Consider the following 23,645-nt stretch of genomic DNA (forward strand, 5'->3'; position numbering starts at 1 on the left):
TGCGCAACGTGCCGCAAGGCTAACCGCGCTTTTCTTGCGTGCGTTTCAAGGTATTGGCGACGATCGCACAGTGCAGGCGTTCATTCGCTGCATAGCCCGCGAGCAGCGGCGCGAGGTGCGCGAGCGCTTCGCCGATCGCCATTTCAATTTCTGGATTGGGATAACTACCCGCGCAGCAGCGCGCACCGCATGAGCATTTGAGCGTGCGCGGCGTGAGGCGATCGAGCTGGCGCCGCCCCGCCTGTGCCGTGGCATCGGTGCCCGTCAACGTCGATCCAGACGGCACGCGGATGCAGCACGCCCAGCGACGACATACCGCCGCGTTCGACGGCACGCCGTAGCGCGTCGAGCAGGTCCGCTGCCGGGCTTGTCTGCGATGCGAAATGATTTGATGGGAAATCTTTCCGGCCAGTCGCTTACGTTTGAACCCATAAATTCAGTTAAATCTGATACCGCCTAAATCCCGTTCGCAGTTCACTGAGAAGTTAGCAGCGTGAACACGCTGCGCGTGGCCGGTTGCAGTGTCGGACCGGCCGTGTTCATTGACTCAAGGAGCTTGAACAATGTCGGATCAGCAGAAACGCAAAGGCAAGATGCATGCATTCGCAACGATCGGTGCTCGCACGGAGCGCGGCGGATGCGTAACGACGGGTTCCCCAAGCGCCTATTGCGGCCTGGCAATTGCGCGCGTCGGTGACGTCGTGACATACAGCGACGGAAGCGAAGCGGTGATTATGGACGGCGCCGGGTTTGCCATGACGGTCAATAACCGTCCCGTCGCCCTCGTCGGCAGTTCGATAAGCAACGGCGATCGCATTATTTCGACGATCTGGGAAGCGGAAGGTATTTTCGTGGCCGATGGCGAAACGATCGAAGGGCTATTCGACGCGGATTACGTCCCACCACCGCCGCGCGAATTGCGACATCGATTCGCCGTTAAAGGTGCGACTACGCTGCGCGGCGGCGTACTCAAATCAATTACGGGTAACTATCGTGTCGGAGATCGACACACCGCCGCGCGTATCGGTGACTTCGTGGAATATGCAGACGGCTCGCGGGCGCGAATCATAACCGGGATTGGCCTACCCGGAAAACCAGACTATGCGTTTGGGGCCGTAGGCAGCCTTCTGGATAACGGCGACACCATCAACGATAGCCCGCATCGCGATTTAACCACTTGCACGAGCCTTGTTCCGGTCGACCAACACGGCAACGTCTTGACGCGCCAGTAAGGGAAACAACATGATGCGGCGGATTGCGGTTGTGGGCGACGAGTTGAGCGGCGGCGGACGGATTTTAGATTACGAACAAAGATACGCATGCACGTATCACGGTCATAAAACCGCGCTGCTCGGAAAGGAAGCGTTTTGCGAAACTTGCAGAAACGCGGGCCGGATTGTGAAGAACGGCGAGGCGTATCGATGGAATATCGACGGAACGGAGAACGCTCTGGATGGCGATATCGTTCTCTGCCATTGTCCCACGCCGCCCCGCATTACGGCGAAACTCGCGGGTGAATCTTGGTGCGAGGTGAAAAGCGGCACATCGGTCATTGCGGAGTGCGCACGATCGGCTAGCGTTACTGATTCGCAAATACTTATCCACGATGAGCAATTCGCGCTGACCGATGGAATGGGGCGTCCCTTGTCGAATACCTATTACACGGTGCGCTATGCGGACGGCTCTACTTCACACGGTGAAACCGACGACTCGGGCCGCACGTTGCGACATCGTACCGACGCCGCGGAACGAATCGCGGTCTATCTCGGACACAGGGAGGCGTGATGCGAATCCCTGTAGTGAGATTCGGCGATCCGACTACGACGGGCGGCAAGGTCTTTGCACTCAAAGCAAAAATTCACGACGACGGGAAAAAGATTGCACTGCACGGCGAAAAAGCAACTTGCGGTAACTGTCCGGGTACGTGGCCGATCGTCGGCACGGCAAAGCATATGTGTAATGGTGGCGTTCCCGTTGTGTTGCAAGGGGATAGGGTTCTGTGCCCTTGTGGGAAGAATCGTGTGATAGCAGGCGAAGACGTTTCATGCTTCTACCATCGCCGCGAAGATGAAGCACATACCATTACGTTTGATATAGCGCCGTACAGCTCTGAGCATTCCGCATCGGATGCCGATCAGTTTGACGAACAATTCGTGTTGCATGGCGGCGATGGCCGCGCGTTGATCGATACGTACTACACGTTATGCCTATCCGATGGCTCGTTGATCCACGGGAGTACGGATGCGAGCGGCCACACCGCGCGACACCCGACGCGCGACGCGCGAACCATCGCGGTTTACCTTGGCCATCGGAGGCAGTAGTCATGTTTGATCGATTAGTCACAGACGGAGACCGCACCTCAACGGGCGGTGAAGTCATTGGCCGTAGCGGCATGTACGACGAGCGGGGCAAGATGTACGCCCGCAAGGGCAACAAAGCGACGTGCGGAACCTGCAAGGGAGCATGGGAGATTTACGGCACCGCTGGCGGCTGGATGGATGAAGGCTATCCGATGGTAAAGGACGGTGATCGCGTTCTATGTCCATGCGGGAATAACGTCGTCTTTGCGTATGGCGGGTCAAACGCGTTCTATTCGGAAAAGCAGGTGGCAGTGCAGGCCGCTACACCCGCGAAGCCGATCGAGGTGAAAACCTACGATGAACAATATGCGCTTACCGACGCGCGAGGGACACCGCTCGCCAATACGTACTACACCGCTCGTTTGCCTTCCGGTGAACTGCGCCACGGCGTAACGGATTCACAGGGCCGCACGAAGCGCTATCAAACCGATGGCGCGCAATCCATTCAAATTTACCTTGGTCATAGATAGGGGGCTTAAATGCCTGATGCACTCGCAACATCGGTAACAAACACTGATCCTAATTCATGCGTATTCGCTCAAACAGGGCGTCTTTGCAAACCTTGGACGCTCTCACCGCAAGGCATCACGTTCATGGCTATCCTTGAGAGTGGAGTTCTTAACGGTACGTATCATCAAGTGATACACGGCCATAAAACGAACCTACCCGTATCCGAGGGCTTTATATTGCAGGTGTACGACGATGGGACCGGCATTCCAACAGTAGGTTTAGGACATCAGGTCTTACCTCAAGATCACCTGCATATTGGTGACGTTATTTCGCTGAATCGGGCGAAGGAATTGTTTCGAGTCAATCGAGACGCCACAGAAAAGGCAATCAATCACGATGTTCACGTAGCACTGTATCAATACGAATACGATGCACTAGTCTCTGTCCTTTTTAACTCTGGCATCTACCATAAACCACATGACCCTTGGCCTAGTACACGGTCGCAATATTTGGCCAATTTTCTGAATCACGGTGAGTACGATCGCATGCGCGACGTGATTCGCAGCTTCGTCGCTCATATCGTTGCGGGCCGTCGGCGACGCGAGGCGCGTCTATTCGAAACAGGAGTCTACGATGCGACTCACTAAATTTTTCCGTGTGTGCGTGTTCGGCGCTTCTCTCTACATGGTCGGCGTTCCCATTGCAAATTCAGCGTCAATCTATGGAACCACATTCGACTACAGAAAGGCGGAACCAGCAAGCAGCCAGTACCCTGGAAAAACTCCCCAACAGATCGCCGAACATTGCAAAAGCGAAAACCTAGGAACGATGGAACTGTCTACATGCGCCCAGTTCAAGTTCGAGTCTGCTAAAGCAATGCTAGCTAAGACTATCGAAGCTACCGAAAGGGATATCGAGAAAAACGATGTAGAGCTTCGAAAAAACCATAATCCAATTGCTTTACCGTATTTCAAGCAAGCACAAAGAAATTGGCAAAGCTACAGAGACAATCAATGCTACGCGAACGTGTACGAGATCGGTCAAGCATCTATACGTTTTATTGATTTTTGGGCCTGTATGGAAGCCATTACGAAAGCGAGAATTGGAGAGCTAACAAAGCCAGATATAACGCAGTAGCTAGCTACCCCGCTTCGGCGGGGCTTTCATCTGCGCGCCTACGCCCATCCGCAGCACAGTGCGGTCGCACGCCACGCGCGCCCGGGTCACGATGGTCGCGCTTCATTGCACGCTTCGCGTACTTCCCATAAGCACCTAGCTGGCCCGCACGCGCCCTGCATGCTGCGATACGGGCAAGGCGTTGGGCTTAAATATTGGGCGATAGACAACAGCGACAAAGCAATCAGGAACGCGGATATCATTGCCGCATACGTTGCTCATTTTGATAAGAAACTTTGGTAACGCAATGAGAAAACTAAAGCTAGCCGTCGCTGTTGCATTGCCGGTAATTTTGATGCAGCTAGCGAACTCCACTTTTGCATGCACGGTCATGGAATTCATGCAAACGTACATGCAACTGAATTCAAAATCACTCACTAATGATGATCGAATAAAAATTGCTGATTTGGTGGTTGAGGCAAAGAAATGGCCAGGTGTCCAAATCGGAGCGAACGTTACTGCTGGCGCATATGTGAAGGAGAGGAGCCTTGATTAACTGAAAGAATATCGCGCAAAAGATATTAAGAAGTATCTAATGGTGCTTGGCATATCAAAAAATAATATATGGATTGACAAGTTAACATTTACTGAAGATATGGCGCATGATGAGAATGGAAATTTTACATTTCATCAAATTGTAATTCAATTAGTTCCTATTTGTAATGGTGGATGCGAACGCCTTTGCAATGATCCCAATGTAACGCCGACGAGTAAGGCAATCAAGTAAGCTACTATGTATCATAGCGGCCCCACTTCGGCGGGGCGCTGAGGCGATTCAAAATGCGGATAGCCTCGGTGCTATGTTGGCATCAGTGACTAGGAGTGCCTGACACCGTCTAATAGATAACTCATGCTAAGAAGAAATTTCGCTTCGTTTTTCGCGCTTTGTATTCTATCGCTTTCATGTGTCGCGAACATGAGCAATGTAAGCGCATGTACGATATCCGAAGATATGACAAGTAATTTTCCGCTAAATTCAACGAAAATTCCGAATTCTGATCGTATCAAAATTGCGGACATGATGTTATCCGCCAGACAATGGCCAAATGTAGAAATCAGGGGAATCGTCTATGCTGGAGGGTACGTTAAAGAGAAAAATCCGAAGGCTGTAGCGTCCGAACGAGCGGCAGCGATGAAAACGTATCTAGTCCAGCTTGGAGTGAAGGAAACAAATATTTGGGTCGATACGCGAATCATCAAGGAACCTGATGTAGATGACAAGGGCATCGCTACGCTCGATCAGATTTCGGTAAGCCTTGTGCCTATATGTGACGGCGGATGCGAACGTCTTTGCAATGACCCGCGAGTTATACCCAATAGCAAAGCAGTCAAGTAATGAGGATTACCTGGCGTCTTGAGCCCCGCTGCGGCGGGGATACCCACGATAATTATCAACATGAAGAAATCGCGATTTCCATTTGCTTTTCTACTTTCCTTCGTGGCACTCACCGCTCACTACAACGTAGCGCGCGCGGATGAAAAGTTCATCTATGAAAACTGTATGCAGCACCTGGGCGGTGGCTATGGTGACTATCTGTGCTACGGAATGCACGCAACGAAATTGAATGATGAAAATAAAAAACTCGCCAAATCATTAAGATCGGCGCGACACACCACGGCGGGGAGCAGAAAGCAGTTGACGAAGTACATGCGCGCACAGGACGACATAGTTAGTGCATGTGATCTTATAGTCAATTTCGTTTCCTCCTCTCAAGAAGAACTCGCCGCCCATACTCACATCGATATGTATGACGTTTTAGCCGCGAATTGCCGCTATACGATCCGAAAACAGGAGAATGAATTTTTGAAGGGTCTACGCGCGACAATAAACGGTGGCTAGAAGATATGCGAGACATTGCAAACCCTACGCCCCCGCTTCAGCGGGGCTTTTTCCACATGGTCGAACATGAAACACAAGGTTCTTGCACTTGCACCGCTCTTGCTCGCGGTATCGCTTGCCACGTCAGCGGAGACGCGCTGGTCCGGTACGTTTGATTATCAAAAATTCCAACCGTCCGCTGAGTATTTCCAGGGGCGAACTGCGGCGCAAGTCGATCATTTATGCAAGACCGGCGAACATGCCGGGACTGAGGATATGGAGGAATGCGGACACAGGGATTTCGAACGCGCCACGAGGAAGTTAAACAAGATCATCGCTTCCATCACCGCGGGCATTAAGAAAAACGATATCGAACTGGCGCGCGATAATCAACCGGAAGCATTACCTTACTTCCTTAAGGCGGAGACGGCGTGGCGTCAGTACCGTGACAACACATGCTATAGCGGCGCCTATGAAATAGGTGAGGCGTCGTTAAAGTACATCGATTTCTGGCACTGTATGGCGACAATGACGCAAGACCACGCCAAAGAACTAACCCGTAAAGACGAATAGCGCGCCTACGCCAGTCTGCAGCGCAGCGCGATGGCCCGTCACTCGCGCACGGGCCACGATAGCCGCGCGTCATTGCACGCTTCGCGGACTTTCCATAGTCGCCCAGCAGGCCCGCACGCGCCTTGCATGCTGTGCATCCGCTCGCACGTTCACGGGTAGCCTGAGGTCGGCTCGGCGCACATTCGCGCAAAGGCTCGTGGCCCTATGTGCAAGTGTGGCGTGCTCGAGCAAGCGCGCATCGAGCGATGCGCCATCGTCCGGGTCAACTCGTTCGAGAACACGCACTGCCAGATCTCGCCTCGATCGCTTTCATCACGATGATTCAATCCGCGCCAAACGACTTGTCAATTCGCGACAATGACGCGTACGTTCATGCTCCATGCCGTTCTTCTTCTATGGCGGGCATTAATGGTCACGTCTACTGAGGCGGTCGGCTGCCCTCGTTCCCGTGGGGCGGCCGTTCTCTCCCAGAGGACGACATGCGTACTGCTTCCCCATCAACGCAGCCGCGTGCGAGCGCGGCTGCGCGGCTTGAGAGACTGCCGTTCTCCGGCTATCACAAGCTGATCTTCACAATCATCGCGCTCGCGTTCTTCTTCGACTCTGTTGACCTGGGCACGATGACCTTCGTGCTCGGCTCGATAAAAAAAGAGTTCGGCCTCTCCAGCGCACAGGCCGGGCTGGTCGCGAGTTCGAGCTTCTTCGGCATGACGATCGGGGCCGCGGTGGCCGGCCTTCTTGCCGATCGCTTCGGCCGCCGGCCCGTCTTTCAATGGAGCATGGTGCTGTGGGGCGTCGCCTCGTATCTCTGCTCGACGGCGCATGACGTGAACGCGCTGATCGTTTATCGGATCCTGCTCGGTTTCGGCATGGGTATGGAGTTTCCGATCGCCCAGGCGCTTCTTTCCGAATTCGTTCCCGCTGCGAAGCGCGGCCGTCTGGTAGCGTTGATGGACGGCTTCTGGCCGCTGGGTTTCATCACGGCCGGCATCGTTTCGTACTTCGTGTTGCCGGCGTTCGGCTGGCGCACGGTGTTTGCACTGCTCGCCATTCCCGCTGTATTCGTGCTGGTCGTGCGCAGGATCGTGCCGGAATCGCCGCGTTGGCTGGAGCATCGCGGTCAGCTTGCCGAAGCCGACCGCGTCGTCGCCACAATCGAGGCCCGGGTGATGCAGTCTGCCGGGGTTTCAAGCCTGCCCGCGCCGGCGCGGCTCGCGGAATCCACACCAACGCGCGGAGGCAGTGCATTCAAGGAAATCTGGAGTCCTGTTTATCGACGCCGTACCGTGATGGCGTGGTCGCTGTGGTTCTTCGCGCTGCTCGGTTTCTACGGACTCACGTCGTGGCTCGGCGCGCTCTTGCAGCAGGCTGGTTTCGCGGTGACGCAGTCGGTCTTCTACACGGTGCTGATCTCGCTCGGCGGTGTGCCGGGATTTTTGTGCGCGGCCTGGCTGGTCGAGGTCTGGGGCCGCAAGCCGACTTGCGTGGTGTCCCTTCTGGGCGGCGGCGTGATGGCCTATGCATACGGACAAACGGCCCTGCACGGCGCCAGCGTTGCGATGCTGCTGGGCACGGGGCTCGTCATGCAGTTCTTCCTGTTCGCGATGTGGGCGGCGCTCTACACCTACACGCCCGAACTCTATGGCACCGGCGCGCGTGCGACGGGTTCGGGCTTCGCCTCGGCGATCGGCCGGGTGGGTTCGTTGATTGGACCGTACGCAGTGGGTGTCGTGTTGCCGCTCTTCGGTCAGGGTGGGGTGTTCATGCTGGGCGCGCTGTCGTTCGTCGTAGCCGCGCTCGCCGTGTGGGTGCTCGGCATCGAAACGAAGGGCCTGTCGCTCGAAGCGCTCTCGTCTGCTGAAGTCGTGGGCGAGGCATCCACGCTCAAGGGCGAAGAAGTCTGGGAGAAGCGAGTGAATTGAAAATGCGTTGAAAGGGCAGGGAATCGCGCGGGACAACGCGCGATTCCCGTTCCCAATGTCTAGCTGCGGCTCTTGCGCCACGTTTCGCTGGGCAACTCGCCAAACTGCTCGCGGTATTCGCCCGCAAAGTTGCCGAAGTGCCAGAAGCCCCAGCGCGTCGCGACCTCGGTCACGCTGGCCGCATGCACGAGTTCCTTGCGGACTCTGGCGAGCCTTACCGCGCGCATGTAGGCCAGTGGGCTGATCCCTGTTATCTCTTCGAAGGCGTATTGCAAGGTTCGCCGGCTCGCATGCATGCGCACGCAGAGTTCCGCGACGGACAGCGGGCAATCGGGCGAACCTTCGACGATATCGCGCACGCTGCGCACCAGTTGCCAGTTTCTGGCGATACGTGCTTCGCCGCGTTCGGGTTGGGCGATATCGGGAAAGTCATGAAGCGCTTCACTGAGACCGAAGACAATGGCCTTCTCGAACGCCATCGCGCTGGCGCGGTCCCTCAACAACCCCGGCGTCCCGTTCACCGTGTCGAGCAAGACGCGTAGCACCTCGCGAAATTGCTCCATGCGAGCCGCCGGGAGATTCACCACGCCGGCCTTCGCGCCGATGCGCGCGACGATCGACTCCAGTTGCGCGCGCGTGAGCGGATCGGTCACGGCCCCTGGCTCGATTTCGAGGTTGACGAAGACGTGCCGGTCCGGCGAAAGGAACTCGAAGCCGTCCTTGCCGGAAAACACATGCAGCGCGTCCAGATGGCTCGTCTGCCCGGACAGCAGCGCGTGCCCTTCAAGCTGAAACGGAATGCCCAGCGCGAATTTATGGCGCGAGACATCGCCGCGCTGATAGACGGTGCGGTTCAGTCGCTCGACGAGCACCTTCACGCCGCCCGCCACGAACGACGTCACCGAGCCTGCAAACGGGCCGCGCGAAAGCTGGCAATACGTCTGGTTCCATGCGTCGAGCAGCGCCGCCTGCTCGTCGACGCTGTGACAGTTCCGAAACTGGATGGCCTCATCTGGCCAGTGGCCCGCTTCCATTGGGTCTCCCTGAACGAGCGCGAACAGGCGAAGTGTTGCGGCCTCGCGATTCCTGATTTTTACGGCAATTTTATTTTTTTGCCAAATTTGGATAGTTGGCGTTTTTTGGCGCACCTAACTTGTGCATACCGTGGAGGCACATAGGAGCCGGGCATGACTGAAAGGGCAAGAAAGCTGGAAGGCAAGATCGCAATCGTGTCGGGTGGGGCGACGGGGGCGGGCGGCGCGGCGTCGCTGCTGTTTCACCGTGAAGGCGCCCAGGTGGCCGTGGTCGACGTCAATCGGGGCGCGGGCGAGGAAATCGTGGCGCGTATCCGCGCCGAGGGCGGCGTGGCGGAGTTGTTCGTGGCGGACGTTTCGCAACGCGCCGCCGTGGACAGTGCCGTCGCGGCCATCGTCGAGCGCTTCGGCCGTATCGACACCCTGTTCAACCACGCGGGCAGCATCGTGGTGAAGCCGTTTCTGGAGACCAGCGACGAAGAGTACGACTGGCTCATGAACGTCAACGTGAAGAGCATGTTCATGATGACGCGCGCGGTCCTGCCGCACATGCTCGAAGCGGGACGCGGCTCGATCGTGTGCACGGCCTCGATTTCGTCGGTCGCCGCTACGCCGCTGGAAGTGCTCTATTGCACGACCAAGGGCGCGTGCGCGATGTTCGCGCGCGCCATCGCCGTGGAGTATCGCGATCGCGGCATCCGCTGCAATGCCGTGTGTCCTGGCTTCATCAACACACCGCACGGGCAGCGCGAAATCAGCGCGCTCGCCAAATATGGTTTCGATGCCAGCGAGGCTGCGCTGTCGCTTCAGCAGGGACGCCTGTGCAAGCCTGAAGAAGTGGCGCAGGCCGCGCTTTTCCTCGCTAGCGACGACGCAAGTTTCATCAACGGCGCGCATCTCTTTGTCGATAACTGCTTTACGGCTGCGTGATACGGAATCCTGAACAGGGATAACGAGTTCGACGCTTCAACCACCTCGCTTGAAGGATCGTCACATGGACGCGAATACACTCGAACCGGCGGCCGAAAATGCCGACCATGATGTCTCGCTATTACACAAGATGGGCTACGCGCAGGAGCTCTCGCGCCGCATGGGCGCGTTCTCCAATTTCGCGGTGTCGTTCTCGCTGATCTGCATTTTGTCCGGCGGCATTACCTCGTTCCAGATGGGCTTTTCCGCGGCGGGCGGCGCGTCGATTGGGCTGGGCTGGCCGCTCGGATCGCTGTTCGCGCTGGTCGTGGCGGCGGCGATGGCGCAGATCGCCTCGTCCTATCCGACGGCGGGCGGCCTCTATCACTGGGGATCGATTCTCGGCGGCAAGACCTGGGGTTGGCTCACCGCCTGGCTGAATCTGCTGGGGCTGGTATTCGTGGTCGCGGCTATCAACTATGGCACGTACGATCCGTTCTTTCGCACGCTGATCGCGCCGATGTTCGGCGTCAATCCCGACTCGCTAGGCTGGTGGGATCAAACGATCTTCCTCACGCTGATTACCGCATCCCAGGCATTCCTGAATCATCGCGGCATTCGCATCACGAGCAAGATCACCGACCTTTCCGGCTACCTGATTTTCGTTGTGACGGTGGTGCTGGTCGTGTCCTTGCTGGCGTATTCGCCGGTGAAAATCGACCTCTCGCGCCTCTACACGTTCACGAACTTCACGGGCGCCGATGGCGGCGCATGGCCGAAGCAGACCATGGCGATGGCGTTTCTCTCCGGCCTGCTGCTGACCGCCTATACGATTACCGGCTTCGATGCGTCCGCACACACTTCGGAAGAAACGCAGCAGGCCGCGCGTAACGTGCCGCGCGGGATCGTCGGCTCGGTATTCTGGTCGACGATCTTCGGCTACGTGATGGTCTGTGCGTTCGTGCTCGTGATGCCGGATCTGGGTGCAGCGGTCAAGCAGGGCACGGGATTCTTCGAGGCGATCCTCGCACCGATTCCCACGCCTTTGCGCATCACCATCGAGTTGCTGATGTTCTTCATCAACTACGTGTGTGGTCTTGCAGCGGTGACGTCGACCTCGCGCATGATGTTCGCTTTTGCGCGTGATGGCGGCCTGCCGGGTTCGAAATGGCTTCGCAAGGTCAACCCCGCTACCCGTACCCCGGCCATCGCGATCTGGACCGCAGCCGTGCTCGCCATCGCCGCGACGCTCTACGGCGATGCCTTCACGGTGCTCAGCGCGGGCAGCGCGGTGTTCCTGTTCGTTTCCTATGCGATGCCGATCGCAGCCGGCATTTTTGCGGAAGGCCGCACGTGGACCGAAAAAGGCCCGTTCCAGCTGGGCAAACTCTCGAAGCCGTTTGCGGTAGCCGCCGTGGCTGGCGCGCTGATTCTCGCCTATGTCGGCATTCAACCGCCGAACGAGAAAGTGCTGTATCTGATTAGCGGCCTGCTGCTCGTGTTGCTGGCGATCTGGTATGTCGGCGGCGTGCGCAATCGCTTTGCCGGGCCGCCGATTGCCGAGAGTTCGCAAGAACGTGAACAGCAACTGGATCTTGCCGAACAGGAAATCGGCGCGAAATGAGGGTGTCGTGAGAACGCATCGCCTGGCAGCTTGCTAGGCGATTTTTTTTGGTGGCCGCGAAAGCGGACATCGAACGCAGCTTCGCAATGATCGGTTGATACGCTTCTTCTGGAATGGGTTTTATCCAGCGGTCTCACAGCGTATTGCAAGCCCTTCGCGCCATCGCGCCTGGGGCAACTGGAGCGCGATGGCATGGAAGCCCTGATACGGGCCAAGTTGCTACAGCGTCTCGATGCCAATGGCCTTTCGCTACAGAGTCTGGAAAGCCACGCGCAGAAAACCGGCGGCCAGGTCGAGGTCAACGCCGTGGTGTACGCGCAGAGGCAGCAGGATAGTCAACTGAAGGCGCTGGTTGGTGAAGTGGCGCTTGCGCCCTATGTCTCGGCCGTGAGCTGGTCGATTAGTGACGGGCCGCAGTGAGGCATATCGATTAGCATGCCGAATGGTATTGCCAGCCCGAATTTCCCCATGTAGCCGCCACGTTAGACGGCCACATTCATTCGATGGTGTCGATCGTCCCCTCGACACGCAATAGGGCCCGCGATCGCGACACGCCCCTTCCCCCCGAAAGCCGCAGATCGTTGTGCCCAGGCCTTGGCGCTTGATGGGCGGCCAACTTTCCACCAACAAATCGACACAGGTAAACCCGATTATTGAAAGCTTTGACACGCATTTCTTTGACCTATAGCATGTATTTCATAGAAGACAGCGTCTTCTAATAGAAGACAAAAGGAGAAAGCAAGCATGGCAGTCCGTGCGTTGTCGTCGGTGCTGAAGTCCCTGAACGTGCTCGATGCGGTTGCGGCCGCTGCGCGTCCCATGTCGTTGTCCGAGATCGCGCGTGTCGTTGGCGAAGCGCGTGGCGCAACGTTGCAGCGGCTCGTCACGCTGGCCGAAGGCGGTCTCGTCGAACAGACCGAAGCGGGCGGATACCGGCTCACGCTGCGCATGGTCCGCTACGCGAATGCCGCGATGGAGCAAGCCAATCTCGGCGCGCGCGTTGCCGACGTGCTCCAGGAACTCGTTTCGGAAAGCAACGAAACGGCTTCACTCGCGGTGCTCGACGGCCCGGAAGCCGTGATCGTGCGGCGGGTGGAGTCGCGCGGCGTACTGCGTGCCGACCTGCGTGTGGGCTCGCACCTCAATCTGGAACTGACGGCCATGGGGCGCATTCTGGCGACCTATGCATCGCCCGCGCAGCGTGAACGCTGGCGCGAGGCGGGCACCGCGCTGCCCGACGAAGCCATGATGGAAAAGATCCGTGCCGACGGCTACGCGATCAACGGCATGACCGGCCCGCGCAGTGTATCAGCGGTCGCGGCGCCGGTGTTCGACGAGCGCGGCGTTTGTGTGGCGACTGTCGCGCTCTCGGGCCCCACCGCCGGTTTCGAAATGGACGACTGCGCCGCGCTCGTGAAGACCGCGGCGCAACAGATCAACGCACGTTTGAAAGGAGATGCTCAATGAGCCTCGTGCTCGACCTGCCCGCGCCGACCGGGCTGCAAGACCTCGTCAGGCAAATGCGCGCACCCGCCGAAATAATGTTGCCGGAGCGGCTCGCCGCGATCCAGCCATCGCGTGTGAGCGCCTCGCGCTCGCTGATGACGCGCGCCATCCGCGAACGCTGGTCGATCGTCTGCACGCGCTTTGATATCGATGCACGCGGCAATGGCGTGGCACGCTATCGCATCGATATCGGCAGCTGGCGCTTCACGTTCCCGGTCTTCTCGAAGGAGCCGTCGCCGCAGGGCCGCACGGGCCGCATCATCGGCCGCTCGTGGGACATGCTGGGCGCACTCGTCGAAGGCGACATGAGCGACGCCGAACTCGCGGCCACGCAGCAGGAGATGCCGAAGCTCTACGAGGGACGCGCCACGCCCGGCACGCTGATCTGGTGCCGTTCGAACCGCAGCGGCCGCTTCTTCGATCACGCGCTGCAAGCGCTTGCGGCAGGCCGTCAACCCGATGTCGCCGAGCTCGCCCAGACCTGCTATCTCATGCGCAACACGGGCCTCGACGGCAACGGGACCTTTGGCACGCGCTCGTTCCTCTCGCTGGAGGCCGACCATCCGCTGCGGCCGTCGTTGGCCGCGCAGATGCTTTGCGCCTACATGATGCGTGTTTTTGCGCAGGATCTGCTGGGCCATCTCGCCCGCGCGGCGTCGTCGCGCGCCGTCGAACTGGCCGCGCCGCTGCGCCGCTTCCTGGGTGTGGGTAACGGTTCGGCGCTGGGTCTGATGCTGTTCGTGAACAACCACCCGCGCTTGATCGACCGCTGGCTGTGGATTCGCGAAGAAGCCCTGGCCCGCGCCCGCGTGCTCCAGCCGGACGTTGCGCAGATCGAAACGCTGCTGCGCTTGCTCGACAAGGCGATCGTGTTCCGCCGCGAGGATCGTGCGGCATATGAGCAGGTTGCGTCGAGCGACGTGGTGGCCGAAGCGCTCGTGACGATCCGCGCCGAGGTGCAGTCGCTGCTCGATCGCGCGCGCGCCGGTGTACCGATCGGCACGATGCCATTTGCCGTGCTGTGTGCGTCGCTGGCGGGCCGCGTGCACCAGGAAGGGCTCGAAACGCTGCACTCGTTGCTCATCGAACTCGTGCCCGACGAAGCGGATGCGCTCGCGCAAACACTCGTGATCGACGAGGAACTGAGGCACGAGCCGGCCATGCGCGTAGGCCGCCTGCGCGAGATCCTGCGCCACGACTATGCGTGGGCATTCGCAATGGATCTCGACGACGAAGCCGCGCGCTACGTCTGGTACAAGTCCGTGACGGCGGAAGAGCCGCGCCGCGGCCCGCGCGAGGAAGTGGGCGACGCGATCAATCTCGCGCTCGATCTGCCGCGCCAGGTGGTGCGCCTCGACGCTGAACTCGCACGCCTTGATGCCTCTGCGAGCACGGCTTCGTTCCTCGCGCAGCAGCCGTGGCACCGTGCGATCGTCACGCGAGTGCAGGCGCTGCACGGCACGCATTTCCACTCGCCGCACGCCGACATCATGAGCGAAGGTTTCGTCCCGGCCCATATCACGCGTCTGCTGAACGTGGGTGTGCACGGCATCGACAAGACACGCGACTTCCTCAACCGCAACCTGCGCGGCGTGCTCTTTCACGGTGCGCCGACGCCAGAAGATCTCCAGTCCGGCCATGCCGATCCGCACTGGTTCTATCCCGGCGAACCGATCCTGTGAGCAGCGAACCGATGCAAACCGACCTCATCACTGTCAGCCTGCGCGAAAGCCGCATGGTGCTCGAACGCCTCATGCAGGTGGCGCGCGTGGACGAAGGCCTCGTGCCCGCGCTGCGCGACTGCGCGCTGTACTCTACCGCACTTGGCGCCGACGGTTTTATTCATTTGACAAATAATTTAGGACAACTTCAAGAGAGAAAGCCGCAAGCCGTATTGATCGACACCACGGATGATGCTGCGCCGCGTGTGCGATGTGCGGGGCAGCATGCATGGCTGGTCGCACTCACGCTTGTCGACCTCGCCGCCGATGCCCTGCAGGCGGGGCGGGGCGCGAGCTTCGTCGTGGAGGACGTGAGCGAAGCGCAGGAACTGTGCGTGGTGACGGCGCTCGCGCAACCGCACGGTCTCGAAGCGACGCTCGAAGCGCACGGCAACACGCAGCGCGTCACGTTTCGCTTCGCCGGCGAGCAGGGGGAAAGCACGCTCGCGCGCATCGTGCGGGAGGGCCTGCGCGTGGAGCGTGCGTACTGGTGGACGCTGTTCCATCGCGCCAACGACGCGCTCGCGCCGGACTCGTACGAATCGCGCCGCCACGCGGGGCCGATCATCGTCGATGCGCAAGGCCGCGTAATCGGCCGCACGGACGAAGACGAAACCGATCTCTCAATGCTTTACACCGGGGCGGCGCAGGCCGGATCGGACGTCCCGTCTACTCAGGAAAACAAGGAAATCTCATGCTGATCGATGCCCTGCAATGCGGCCACTTCACGCGCGAAGTGTTCGAGGACCTGCGCGCCAACGGCTATACCTGTGTGACGCCCACGCTGGGTTTCTGGGAAGGCACGCTCGAATCGATGGACTCGCTCGGGCGCTGGCGCGACTTCGAACGTGAATGTTCGGACCTCATCGTCATCGCGCGCAAGAGCGCGGATATTCGCCGCGCCGATGAAGAGGGCAAGCTCGCGGTGGTGCTCGGGTATCAGAACAGCAATCTGTTCGAGGACCGCCTCGCCTATATCGAGTTGTTCGCCGACATGGGCGTGCGTGTCGTGCAACTCACCTACAACAACCAGAACGAACTCGGCGGCAGTTGCTACGAAGCGCAGGATAGCGGGCTTGCCCGCTTCGGCCGTGAAGTGGTGCGCGAGATGAACCGGGCGGGCATCGTGATCGATTGTTCGCACGTAGGTGATCGCACGACGCTCGATGCGATCGAATGGTCGGAAAAGCCGGTCGCAATCACTCATGCCAACGCGCGCGCGATCTTCGATCACAAGCGCAACAAGAGCGATGACGTGCTGCGTGCGCTGGTGCAGAACGGTGGTGTGATCGGCTGTGTGGCCTATCGCAACATCACGCCGCAGGACGCGTGCACGACGGTCGACGCCTGGTGCCAGATGGTCGCGCGCACGGTGGAGCTCACGTCGATCGATAGCGTTGGCATTGGCACCGACTACAGCCACAACACGGGCCAGCCCGATCTGGACTGGATGCGCAAGGGGCGCTGGACGCGCTCGGTGCAGTACGGCGCGGGCTCGGCGGCGAATCCTGGCAAGACGCCGAAGCCCGACTGGCTCAAGAGCGCGGGCGAACTGAACAAGGTGCACGACGGACTGCGTCGCGTTGGCTTCAACGCCGAGGAAGTCCACAAGCTCACGGCAGGTAACTGGCTGCGTCTTTATCAGGCCGTGTTCGGCTAGGCGCATCACGATTTCCAACTTCCAGGCAAGGGGTTTCAGCATGAAGAGCGATGACGATTACACGTTCGGTCCAACCCTCTCGCGGCGCGGCTTTCTGCGCGCGGCGGCGGCAGGCACGGCGGTGGTGGCCGCGCCGTGGGTGCGTCGGGCTGCGGCCGCGGACGACAACGTGCTCTATGTGAACACGTGGGGCGGCAACTGGGAAGAAGCCGCGCGCAAGTTCCTGTTCGATCCGTTCACGAAGGACAGCGGCGTACAGATCCGCACCGTATCGCCGATTTCTTTCGCCAAGCTCGCGGCGCAGGTGCGCAACGGCACGTATCAGTTCGACGTGACGACACTGGGCGTCACCGACACCGCGCGCGCCAATGCCGCGCAACTGATCGAGCCCGCGCAGGGCCATCTCGACGAGCATGCGCTGTGGTCGGGCGCGATCTACGAAAATGGTCTCGCGACGCATGCGTTCGCAAACCAGATCGCGTATCAGAAGGACGCGTTCGGCGGCGGTGCAATCCGCAACTGGTCCGACTTCTGGAACCTCAAGCAATATCCCGGCGCGCGCAGCCTGCAACGTTATCCCACGCGTGTCCTCGCCTATGCGCTGCTCGCCGATGGCGTCGCGCCCGAGCACCTCTTTCCCTACGATCTCGACCGCGCGTTTCGTGCGCTCGATCGCCTCAAGCCCTCGATCCGTGTGTGGTGGACCGAAGGTCCGCAGTCGCAGCAACTGCTGCGCGACGGCGAAGTGAAGGCCATCGCCATCTGGAACGACTACGCGAAGTCGGTCAAGGACACCTCCAAAACGCCGATCGAAATCGTCTGGAATCAGGCGCTGATCGACAAGGGTTGCTGGGTGGTGGCGAAGGGCACGCCGCGCGCGAAGAACGCCTGGCGGCTCGTGCAGCACATCGCCAACAATCCCGAGGGGCTCGCGCGCTTCAACGCAGTGGACGGCTCCGGCCCGCTCAATCCCAAGGCATTCGACTACATGGACGCCGCGACGAAGCAGAACACGCCGACGCTGCCCGAGCACATGCAGCAGGCCGTCGTGCTCGATGGCGTGAAGTTGCTGCCTCAACTCGACCAGATCGCGTCGCGCTTCGACCGCTGGATGACGCTCTGAGCCGGCATGGCCGTCACTTGCGCGCGGGGCGCAGGCCGCGCGCGCAATCTTTCTCCTGGAGTTCAACCTTGGCTGACTCGACCCTTTCGACCATGCCGATCGTCGACGAAGCGGCGCTGGCCGCCGGTGTCCACGCGCCGTGCGAGCATGCGGACCGGCGACCCAATCCGTGGCTCTTGTATGTACCGGCGCTCGTGTTTCTCGCGGTGTTCTTCGTCGTGCCGCTCGGCTACGTGATCTACATGAGCGTGAGCGAGCCGAGTTTCGGCTTCGGCAATTTCGTCGATCTGCTGGGCTCTGCGCATTTTCGCAGCGTGCTCCTGCATACGTTTCTTACGTCTGCGTTCGTGACGGTGTGCGCGCTGTTCTGCGCGTATCCGCTTGCCTATGTCGCGGCGACGGGTTCGGCATTCGTCTCGCGCCTCATGCTCACCGTGCTCGCGCTCAGCTTCTGGACGAGCTTTCTCGTCAAGACCTACGCGTGGATGGTGATTCTCGGCGTGAGCGGGCCGCTCTCCGCGCTGCTCGAAGCGCTCGGCTGGCGGCCTGCGCCGCACATGCTGTTCACTTCGTTCAGCTCGACGCTCGCGATGACGCACGCGCTCGTGCCGTTCATGGCGATGGCGCTCTATGCCGTCATGAAGCGCATCGACGTGCGCCTCGTGCGCGCCGCCGAAAGCCTGGGTGCGCGGCCGTGGCGCGCGTTTCGCGAGGTGTGGCTGCCACTGAGCGCGCCCGGCATCGTCAACGGCTGCACGCTCGTGTTCATTACTTCGCTGGGGTTCTATGTGATGCCGGCACTGCTCGGCAGCCCGCACGACCAGATGATCTCAGGCGTGGTGGGCGACCAGATCGAACAGGTGCTCGATTTCGGCATGGCGTCGGCGATGTCGATCGTGCTGCTCGTGCTCACGCTCGCCGTGTTCGCGCTGTATCACCGTTTTGTCGGCCTCGACCGGCTCTGGAAGTGATGTCATGAAAAAGCCCATGCAGTTCCTCGCCGGCCTTATCGGGTTCGTGCTTATCGCACCGCTTGCGGTCGTGGTGCCGATGTCGTTCAGCTCGGAGGCCTCGCTCGAATTTCCGCCGCCAGGGTGGTCGGTCGCCAGTTACGCACGCTTCTTCGCCTCGTCAGACTGGATGGGCTCGCTGTGGCATAGCGTGTTCATTGCTTCGTGTGCGACGCTGATCGCGCTGGCGCTCGCGATTCCCGCTTCGTTTGCGCTGGTGCGCCACACGTTCATCGGACGCGGCGCATTCAACCTGCTGCTGATGATGCCGATGATCGTGCCGCAGATCGTCATGGCGCTCGGCTATTACGCGTATTTCGGCCGCCTGCGTATGAGTCAGAGCTTCGCTGCGTTGATCGTCGCGCACGCCTGTCTTGCGCTGCCGGTCGCGACACTGATTCTCACCGCCGCCATCAAGTCGTTCGATCGCAATCTCGAACGCGCGGCGATGAATCTGGGCGCGCGGCCGCTGCGTACGTTCTTTCTCGTGACGCTGCCCGTCTTGCGTCCCGCCGTGCTGGTCGCCGCGCTGTTCTCGTTTATCCAGTCGTTCGACGAGGCCGTGATTGCCGTGTTTCTCGCCGGCCCCGACACCGGCACGTTACCGCGCCAGATGTTCAATAGTTTTCGCATGGAAGCCGATCCGGTGATTTCCGCCGCATCGTCGTTCCTGCTCGCGCTCGTGTTCGCCGCGATTCTCGCGCCGCTCGCGGTGCGCCTCGTGCGCCGCCGCGCATCGGCCGCTGCGCCCGTGCGCGCCTGACAAGCTGTTTGCCCACTATTCGTTGAGGTCCCCATGCAAGCCCGCTCCCTCACGCTCGATCAGGTCAGCAAGACCTACGACGGCGAGCATCGCGCCGTCGATCGCGTATCGCTCGATATCCAGCCCGGCGAGTTCGTGTCTTTTCTCGGCCCGTCGGGTTCCGGCAAGACCACTACGCTCATGATGATCGCCGGCTTCGAACAGGTCAGCTCGGGCGCGATCCGCATCGCTGGCCGCGCCATCGACAACGTGCCGGCCTACGCCCGCAACATCGGCATGGTGTTTCAGAACTACGCGTTGTTTCCGCACCTGAGCGTGGCCGATAACGTCGCGTTTCCGCTGCGCATGCGCGGCGTCGCGAAAGCTGAAAAGCAACGCCGCGTGAGCGCCGCACTGGACATGGTGGGACTGGGCGGTTATGCGTCGCGCCATCCTGCTGCGCTTTCCGGCGGCCAGCAGCAGCGCGTGGCGCTGGCGCGCGCGCTCGTGTTCGAACCCGACGTCGTGCTGCTCGACGAACCGCTAGGCGCACTCGACAAGGCGATGCGCGAGCACATGCAGATCGAACTCAAGCGCATCCACCGCGACCTGGGCGTGACGATGATCTACGTGACGCATGATCAGACCGAGGCGATGACGATGTCCGACCGCATTGCGGTGTTCAACGCGGGGCGCATCGAGCAGATCGGCACGCCCGACGAGGTGTATTTCGAGCCGGCCACGCGCTTTGTCGCGTCGTTCGTCGGCGACAGCAATCTGTTTGAAGGCCGCGCGCTTGGCGATGGGCGGTTCACGCTGGCGGGCGGCGACTTCATGGGCCGCAAGCGTTTCGAGGCTGCCCCCGGCGCGAAAGTCGACATCCTGTTGCGCCCTGAAATGATTCATTGCGGCGACGCCGTGACGCGCAATCAATGCGACGTGCAGCGCCAGTTGCTGATCGAGGCGATGGTCAATTACGGCGACAGCGTACTGCTGAGCGGCCGTTGCGACGACACGTCCCTGCGCGTGCGCGTGCGCGGCCCGGAGGCACGCGAATTGGCGCCCGGCGCGCGCTGCGCGGTTGGCTGGAAGTCGTCGGATTTGCACGTAGTGGTGTGATACCGATCGACACCCCCTGTATTAGCGAAGAAAAAAAAGGAATTGACGCATGAATGCTCCTCATGAAGCCATCGCGCCGAGCGCGCTGCAACGCAGCGACGCGGCGCATCTGCTGCATCCGTACACGAACCTGAGCCTGCACGAATCGGTGGGCGCGCACGTCATCACCGGCGGCGACGGCATCCACGTTATCGACGAACAGGGCAATCGTTATATCGAAGGGCTTGCCGGGCTCTTTTGCGCGGGACTCGGTTTCAGCGAGGAACGCCTGGTCGACGCCGCCGTGCGCCAGATGCGCGCGATGCCGTTCTATCATTCGTTCGCGCACAAGTCGACGGCGCCCGCCATCGAGCTTGCCGAGAAGCTGCTCGCACTCGCGCCCGTACCGATGGCGAAGGCCTTTTTCGCGAACTCCGGGTCCGAGGCCAACGACACGGCCGTGAAGCTGATCTGGTATTACAACAACGCGCTGGGGCGGCCGCAAAAGAAAAAGATCATCTCGCGGCTGCGTGCGTATCACGGCGTGACAGTGGCATCGGCGAGTCTCACGGGTCTGCCGCTCAATCATCGTGACTTCGATCTGCCGATCCAGGGCATTCTGCACACGATGTGCCCGCACTACTACCGCAACGGCCTGCCAGGCGAAAGCGAGGAGGCCTTCGCGAGCCGCTGTGCGGATGAACTCGAAGCGCTGATCCTGCGCGAAGGCCCGGACACCGTCGCGGCCTTCTTTGCCGAGCCGGTGATGGTGTCGGGCGGCGTGATCGTGCCGCCGAAGACCTACTTCGAGAAAGTGCAGGCCGTGCTGCGCAAGTACGACATCCTGTTCGTCGCCGACGAAGTGATCTGTGGCTTTGGCCGCACCGGCGACTGGTTCGGCTCGCAGACCTTCGGCATCCAGCCCGACATGATCAGCGTTGCCAAGCAGCTTTCCGCGGCCTATATGCCGATCTCGGCGCTGCTCATCAACGAGAAAATCGAGCGCGTGCTCGTGGCGCAGAGCGCGAAGCTGGGCTCGTTCTCGCATGGTTTCACCTATGGCGGTCATCCTGTCGCCGCCGCAGTGGCGCTGGAGGCGCTCAGGATTTACGAAGAGCGCGATATCGTGGGCCACGTGCGGCGCGTTGCGCCGCGCTTCGCACAGGGTATCGCGCGGCTCGGCGCGCATCCGTTGATCGGCGAGGCGCGTGTGAGCGGGCTCGTCGCGGGACTCGAATTCGTGCGTAACAAGGACACGCGCGAGAACTTCGCGCCCGAGGCGGGCGTGGCGGCGTTCGCTGGCCAGCGTGCGCGTGCGCACGGCGTCATTACGCGGGCGCTGGGCGACACGTTGAGCCTGTGCCCCGCGATGATCATCGACGAAGCGCAGATCGACGATCTGATCGACCGTATCGAACGCGCGCTCGACGACGCGTTGGTCTATGCACGCGAGCGCGGCCATGTCGACTGCTGAGCGCGCCTCCTACGAAACGCTCGCGCTGTTGATCGACGGGCGCTGGAAGACGGACGCCCGCGAAGGCGAAACCGTCTTCGATCCCGCGACCGAACGCGCGATAGGCTGGCTCCCGCATGCCGACGATGCCGATGTGAGCGCAGCGCTCGCCGCGGCGCAGCGTGCCTTCGAGTCCTGGCGCGAGACGTCGGCATTCGAGCGTGCCCGTGTGCTGCGCCGCTTCGGCGAGCGGGTGCTCGAAACGGCAGAGGGGATCGCGTCGAACATCGTGCGCGATCAGGGCAAGCCACTCGAAGAGGCGCTTGCCGAAGTGCGCTTTGCCGCCGATCACATCTTCTGGCACGCGGAAGAATGCCGTCGTATCTACGGGCGCGAGATTCCCTCGCGCGACGTGCGTGTGCATCAACGCGTGGTGCGCGAGCCCGTAGGCGTATGCGTGGCCTTCACGCCGTGGAATTTTCCGTTCAGCCAGGCGGTGCGCAAAGTGTGTGCGGCGCTGGGCGCGGGCTGCACGCTTGTGCTCAAGGGACCGGAAGAAGCACCGTCCGCAGTGGTCGCGCTAGGTCGCGCGCTTCAGGAGGCAGGCTTGCCCAACGGCTGCCTGAATCTACTGTGGGGTAAGCCTTCGGTGTTATCCGCGCGCCTGATCGCGGACGATATCGTGCGCAAGGTCTCGTTCACCGGCTCGGTCGAGGTGGGCAAGCAACTCGCCGCGCTGGCGGGGCGCCATATGAAACGCACGACGATGGAACTGGGCGGCCATGCGCCCGTGCTGGTATTCGCCGACGCCGATATCGACGCCTGCGCGCGGGCACTCGCCACGCAGAAGTTACGCAATGCGGGGCAGGTTTGCATTGCGCCCACGCGCTTCTATGTCGAGCGGCCCGCCTACGATTCCTTTGTCGAGCGCTTCACCGAGGCAATGCGCATCACGCACGTGGGAGCGGGCGATGAGCCCGGCGTGCAAATGGGGCCGTTGTGTCACGCGCGCCGCGTTCAGGCGATGCAGACGCTCGTCGACGACGCCATCGCGCACGGCGCCACGCTCGCAACGGGTGGCACGCGGCTGCACGAACGCGGCCATTTTTTCGCGCCAACCGTGTTGTGCGGCGACCTGAGCGCGGCGCGGGTGATGTTCGAGGAGCCGTTTGGTCCGCTTGCCGCCATCGTGCCGTTCGATACCTTCGATGGCGTGATCGAAGCCGCGAACGCGCTGCCGTTCGGGCTGGCTTCCTATGTGTTCACGCGTTCCTCGGCGCAGGCGCATCATGCCGCGCGGCGGCTCAAGGCGGGGATGGTCAGCGTCAATCACTTTGGTCTCGCTTTGCCGGAGACCCCGTTCGGCGGTCTGCACGATAGCGGTTACGGCAGTGAGGGCGGCAGCGAAACGTTCGACGGTTATCTCGCCACACGTTTCATTACGCAGTTCGACTCGCTGCCGTAA

At 60.7% G+C, this 23,645-nt stretch carries 26 protein-coding genes; 23 read left to right on the forward strand and 3 right to left on the reverse strand.

Features of this window, described 5'->3' with window-relative positions; translation table 11 throughout:
* Positions 1 to 19 precede the first annotated feature (19 nt).
* Entirely contained in the window at positions 20 to 268 is a 249-nt protein-coding gene (locus U5782_RS20285; RefSeq protein WP_322045663.1) for a hypothetical protein, read from the reverse strand.
* 295 nt (positions 269 to 563) lie between these two features.
* On the opposite strand from U5782_RS20285, the gene U5782_RS20290 reads away from it, so the two are divergent.
* Genes U5782_RS20290 through U5782_RS20315 form a run of 6 tightly spaced genes read left to right on the forward strand, consistent with a single transcriptional unit; the run spans position 564 to position 3,947 of the window.
* Positions 564 to 1,232 carry a PAAR domain-containing protein gene (locus U5782_RS20290; RefSeq protein WP_322045664.1) on the forward strand — a complete coding sequence of 223 codons (669 nt, stop codon included), beginning with the start codon at positions 564 to 566 and terminating at the stop codon, positions 1,230 to 1,232.
* Positions 1,233 to 1,242: 10 nt separating this feature from the next.
* Entirely contained in the window at positions 1,243 to 1,785 is a 543-nt protein-coding gene (locus tag U5782_RS20295) for a PAAR domain-containing protein (RefSeq protein WP_322045665.1), read from the forward strand.
* Positions 1,785 to 2,321 carry a PAAR domain-containing protein gene (locus U5782_RS20300; RefSeq protein ID WP_322045666.1) on the forward strand — a complete coding sequence of 179 codons (537 nt, stop codon included), beginning with the start codon at positions 1,785 to 1,787 and terminating at the stop codon, positions 2,319 to 2,321. The genes U5782_RS20295 and U5782_RS20300 overlap by 1 nt, the downstream gene beginning before the upstream one ends.
* A 2-nt stretch (positions 2,322 to 2,323) precedes the next feature.
* Positions 2,324 to 2,830 (forward strand): PAAR domain-containing protein, encoded by a 507-nt coding sequence (locus tag U5782_RS20305; protein WP_322045667.1) that lies wholly within the window; start codon positions 2,324 to 2,326, stop codon positions 2,828 to 2,830.
* 9 nt (positions 2,831 to 2,839) lie between these two features.
* Complete coding sequence (locus tag U5782_RS20310) at positions 2,840 to 3,457, forward strand: lysozyme (RefSeq protein WP_322045668.1); 618 nt, start codon at positions 2,840 to 2,842, stop codon at positions 3,455 to 3,457.
* Positions 3,444 to 3,947 carry a lysozyme inhibitor LprI family protein gene (locus U5782_RS20315; protein ID WP_322045669.1) on the forward strand — a complete coding sequence of 168 codons (504 nt, stop codon included), beginning with the start codon at positions 3,444 to 3,446 and terminating at the stop codon, positions 3,945 to 3,947. Before U5782_RS20310 ends, U5782_RS20315 begins: the two co-directional genes overlap by 14 nt.
* A gap of 135 nt (positions 3,948 to 4,082) precedes the next feature.
* Here U5782_RS20315 and U5782_RS20320 read toward each other — a convergent pair whose 3' ends face one another.
* Positions 4,083 to 4,328, reverse strand: coding sequence for a hypothetical protein (locus tag U5782_RS20320; protein ID WP_322045670.1), 246 nt, complete (start codon positions 4,326 to 4,328; stop codon positions 4,083 to 4,085).
* A 574-nt stretch (positions 4,329 to 4,902) separates the two neighbouring features.
* Here U5782_RS20320 and U5782_RS20325 point away from each other — a divergent pair.
* The 4 genes from U5782_RS20325 to U5782_RS20340 all read left to right on the forward strand — a co-directional run bounded on the left by U5782_RS20325 (position 4,903) and on the right by U5782_RS20340 (position 8,300).
* Positions 4,903 to 5,322 (forward strand): hypothetical protein, encoded by a 420-nt coding sequence (locus tag U5782_RS20325; RefSeq protein ID WP_322045671.1) that lies wholly within the window; start codon positions 4,903 to 4,905, stop codon positions 5,320 to 5,322.
* A 60-nt stretch (positions 5,323 to 5,382) separates the two neighbouring features.
* On the forward strand, positions 5,383 to 5,826 hold the full coding sequence (locus U5782_RS20330; protein WP_322045672.1) for a hypothetical protein: 444 nt from the start codon (positions 5,383 to 5,385) through the stop codon (positions 5,824 to 5,826).
* 66 nt (positions 5,827 to 5,892) lie between these two features.
* Positions 5,893 to 6,378 (forward strand): lysozyme inhibitor LprI family protein, encoded by a 486-nt coding sequence (locus U5782_RS20335; RefSeq protein ID WP_322045673.1) that lies wholly within the window; start codon positions 5,893 to 5,895, stop codon positions 6,376 to 6,378.
* A 479-nt stretch (positions 6,379 to 6,857) separates the two neighbouring features.
* Positions 6,858 to 8,300 (forward strand): MFS transporter, encoded by a 1,443-nt coding sequence (locus U5782_RS20340; protein WP_322045674.1) that lies wholly within the window; start codon positions 6,858 to 6,860, stop codon positions 8,298 to 8,300.
* Positions 8,301 to 8,359: 59 nt separating this feature from the next.
* Here the strand turns inward: U5782_RS20340 and U5782_RS20345 are convergent, their stop codons facing one another.
* The gene (locus U5782_RS20345) at positions 8,360 to 9,334 is read right to left on the reverse strand and encodes a helix-turn-helix domain-containing protein (RefSeq protein ID WP_322045675.1); all 975 of its coding nucleotides are present in this window, start codon (positions 9,332 to 9,334) and stop codon (positions 8,360 to 8,362) included.
* 153 nt (positions 9,335 to 9,487) lie between these two features.
* Between U5782_RS20345 and U5782_RS20350 the strand changes: the two genes are divergently transcribed.
* The 13 genes from U5782_RS20350 to U5782_RS20410 all read left to right on the forward strand — a co-directional run bounded on the left by U5782_RS20350 (position 9,488) and on the right by U5782_RS20410 (position 23,645).
* Positions 9,488 to 10,264, forward strand: a complete 777-nt coding sequence (locus U5782_RS20350; protein ID WP_322045676.1) for an SDR family oxidoreductase — start codon at positions 9,488 to 9,490, stop codon at positions 10,262 to 10,264.
* Between the two features lie 64 nt (positions 10,265 to 10,328).
* Positions 10,329 to 11,867 (forward strand): amino acid permease, encoded by a 1,539-nt coding sequence (locus U5782_RS20355; protein ID WP_322045677.1) that lies wholly within the window; start codon positions 10,329 to 10,331, stop codon positions 11,865 to 11,867.
* A gap of 192 nt (positions 11,868 to 12,059) precedes the next feature.
* A complete protein-coding gene (locus U5782_RS20360) occupies positions 12,060 to 12,287 on the forward strand; it encodes a hypothetical protein (protein ID WP_322045678.1) in 228 nt (75 codons plus the stop codon).
* 324 nt (positions 12,288 to 12,611) lie between these two features.
* The gene (locus U5782_RS20365) at positions 12,612 to 13,334 is read left to right on the forward strand and encodes an IclR family transcriptional regulator (protein ID WP_322045679.1); all 723 of its coding nucleotides are present in this window, start codon (positions 12,612 to 12,614) and stop codon (positions 13,332 to 13,334) included.
* Positions 13,331 to 15,055, forward strand: coding sequence for a hypothetical protein (locus tag U5782_RS20370; protein ID WP_322045680.1), 1,725 nt, complete (start codon positions 13,331 to 13,333; stop codon positions 15,053 to 15,055). The genes U5782_RS20365 and U5782_RS20370 overlap by 4 nt, the downstream gene beginning before the upstream one ends.
* 11 nt (positions 15,056 to 15,066) lie before the next feature.
* The gene (locus U5782_RS20375) at positions 15,067 to 15,795 is read left to right on the forward strand and encodes a hypothetical protein (RefSeq protein WP_322045681.1); all 729 of its coding nucleotides are present in this window, start codon (positions 15,067 to 15,069) and stop codon (positions 15,793 to 15,795) included.
* Entirely contained in the window at positions 15,789 to 16,754 is a 966-nt protein-coding gene (locus U5782_RS20380) for a dipeptidase (protein WP_322045682.1), read from the forward strand. The genes U5782_RS20375 and U5782_RS20380 overlap by 7 nt, the downstream gene beginning before the upstream one ends.
* A gap of 40 nt (positions 16,755 to 16,794) precedes the next feature.
* Positions 16,795 to 17,877 carry an extracellular solute-binding protein gene (locus tag U5782_RS20385; RefSeq protein ID WP_322045683.1) on the forward strand — a complete coding sequence of 361 codons (1,083 nt, stop codon included), beginning with the start codon at positions 16,795 to 16,797 and terminating at the stop codon, positions 17,875 to 17,877.
* A gap of 68 nt (positions 17,878 to 17,945) precedes the next feature.
* Complete coding sequence (locus U5782_RS20390) at positions 17,946 to 18,848, forward strand: ABC transporter permease (RefSeq protein WP_322045684.1); 903 nt, start codon at positions 17,946 to 17,948, stop codon at positions 18,846 to 18,848.
* A 4-nt stretch (positions 18,849 to 18,852) separates the two neighbouring features.
* Positions 18,853 to 19,650: an ABC transporter permease gene (locus U5782_RS20395; protein WP_322045685.1), complete on the forward strand. Its 798-nt coding sequence runs from the start codon at positions 18,853 to 18,855 to the stop codon at positions 19,648 to 19,650.
* A gap of 33 nt (positions 19,651 to 19,683) precedes the next feature.
* Complete coding sequence (locus tag U5782_RS20400; RefSeq protein WP_322045686.1) at positions 19,684 to 20,748, forward strand: ABC transporter ATP-binding protein; 1,065 nt, start codon at positions 19,684 to 19,686, stop codon at positions 20,746 to 20,748.
* 49 nt (positions 20,749 to 20,797) lie between these two features.
* A complete protein-coding gene (locus U5782_RS20405; protein WP_322045687.1) occupies positions 20,798 to 22,201 on the forward strand; it encodes an aspartate aminotransferase family protein in 1,404 nt (467 codons plus the stop codon).
* Entirely contained in the window at positions 22,188 to 23,645 is a 1,458-nt protein-coding gene (locus U5782_RS20410) for an NAD-dependent succinate-semialdehyde dehydrogenase (protein ID WP_322045688.1), read from the forward strand. Before U5782_RS20405 ends, U5782_RS20410 begins: the two co-directional genes overlap by 14 nt.

This window comes from Paraburkholderia sp. J67, from assembly GCF_905220265.1.
In the GTDB taxonomy this organism is placed as follows: domain Bacteria; phylum Pseudomonadota; class Gammaproteobacteria; order Burkholderiales; family Burkholderiaceae; genus Paraburkholderia.

Excerpts from the sequence above, each read along its gene's own strand:
- U5782_RS20290 (WP_322045664.1), top strand. The coding sequence starts at position 564 with ATGTCGGATCAGCAGAAACGCAAAGGCAAGATGCATGCATTCGCAACG.
- U5782_RS20295 (WP_322045665.1), top strand. The coding sequence starts at position 1,243 with ATGATGCGGCGGATTGCGGTTGTGGGCGACGAGTTGAGCGGCGGCGGA.
- U5782_RS20300 (WP_322045666.1), top strand. The coding sequence starts at position 1,785 with ATGCGAATCCCTGTAGTGAGATTCGGCGATCCGACTACGACGGGCGGC.
- U5782_RS20305 (WP_322045667.1), top strand. The coding sequence starts at position 2,324 with ATGTTTGATCGATTAGTCACAGACGGAGACCGCACCTCAACGGGCGGT.
- U5782_RS20310 (WP_322045668.1), top strand. The coding sequence starts at position 2,840 with ATGCCTGATGCACTCGCAACATCGGTAACAAACACTGATCCTAATTCA.
- U5782_RS20315 (WP_322045669.1), top strand. The coding sequence starts at position 3,444 with ATGCGACTCACTAAATTTTTCCGTGTGTGCGTGTTCGGCGCTTCTCTC.
- U5782_RS20320 (WP_322045670.1), bottom strand. The coding sequence starts at position 4,328 with ATGAATTCCATGACCGTGCATGCAAAAGTGGAGTTCGCTAGCTGCATC.
- U5782_RS20325 (WP_322045671.1), top strand. The coding sequence starts at position 4,903 with ATGAGCAATGTAAGCGCATGTACGATATCCGAAGATATGACAAGTAAT.
- U5782_RS20330 (WP_322045672.1), top strand. The coding sequence starts at position 5,383 with ATGAAGAAATCGCGATTTCCATTTGCTTTTCTACTTTCCTTCGTGGCA.
- U5782_RS20335 (WP_322045673.1), top strand. The coding sequence starts at position 5,893 with ATGAAACACAAGGTTCTTGCACTTGCACCGCTCTTGCTCGCGGTATCG.
- U5782_RS20340 (WP_322045674.1), top strand. The coding sequence starts at position 6,858 with ATGCGTACTGCTTCCCCATCAACGCAGCCGCGTGCGAGCGCGGCTGCG.
- U5782_RS20345 (WP_322045675.1), bottom strand. The coding sequence starts at position 9,334 with ATGGAAGCGGGCCACTGGCCAGATGAGGCCATCCAGTTTCGGAACTGT.
- U5782_RS20350 (WP_322045676.1), top strand. The coding sequence starts at position 9,488 with ATGACTGAAAGGGCAAGAAAGCTGGAAGGCAAGATCGCAATCGTGTCG.
- U5782_RS20355 (WP_322045677.1), top strand. The coding sequence starts at position 10,329 with ATGGACGCGAATACACTCGAACCGGCGGCCGAAAATGCCGACCATGAT.
- U5782_RS20360 (WP_322045678.1), top strand. The coding sequence starts at position 12,060 with ATGGAAGCCCTGATACGGGCCAAGTTGCTACAGCGTCTCGATGCCAAT.
- U5782_RS20365 (WP_322045679.1), top strand. The coding sequence starts at position 12,612 with ATGGCAGTCCGTGCGTTGTCGTCGGTGCTGAAGTCCCTGAACGTGCTC.
- U5782_RS20370 (WP_322045680.1), top strand. The coding sequence starts at position 13,331 with ATGAGCCTCGTGCTCGACCTGCCCGCGCCGACCGGGCTGCAAGACCTC.
- U5782_RS20375 (WP_322045681.1), top strand. The coding sequence starts at position 15,067 with ATGCAAACCGACCTCATCACTGTCAGCCTGCGCGAAAGCCGCATGGTG.
- U5782_RS20380 (WP_322045682.1), top strand. The coding sequence starts at position 15,789 with ATGCTGATCGATGCCCTGCAATGCGGCCACTTCACGCGCGAAGTGTTC.
- U5782_RS20385 (WP_322045683.1), top strand. The coding sequence starts at position 16,795 with ATGAAGAGCGATGACGATTACACGTTCGGTCCAACCCTCTCGCGGCGC.
- U5782_RS20395 (WP_322045685.1), top strand. The coding sequence starts at position 18,853 with ATGAAAAAGCCCATGCAGTTCCTCGCCGGCCTTATCGGGTTCGTGCTT.
- U5782_RS20400 (WP_322045686.1), top strand. The coding sequence starts at position 19,684 with ATGCAAGCCCGCTCCCTCACGCTCGATCAGGTCAGCAAGACCTACGAC.
- U5782_RS20405 (WP_322045687.1), top strand. The coding sequence starts at position 20,798 with ATGAATGCTCCTCATGAAGCCATCGCGCCGAGCGCGCTGCAACGCAGC.
- U5782_RS20410 (WP_322045688.1), top strand. The coding sequence starts at position 22,188 with ATGTCGACTGCTGAGCGCGCCTCCTACGAAACGCTCGCGCTGTTGATC.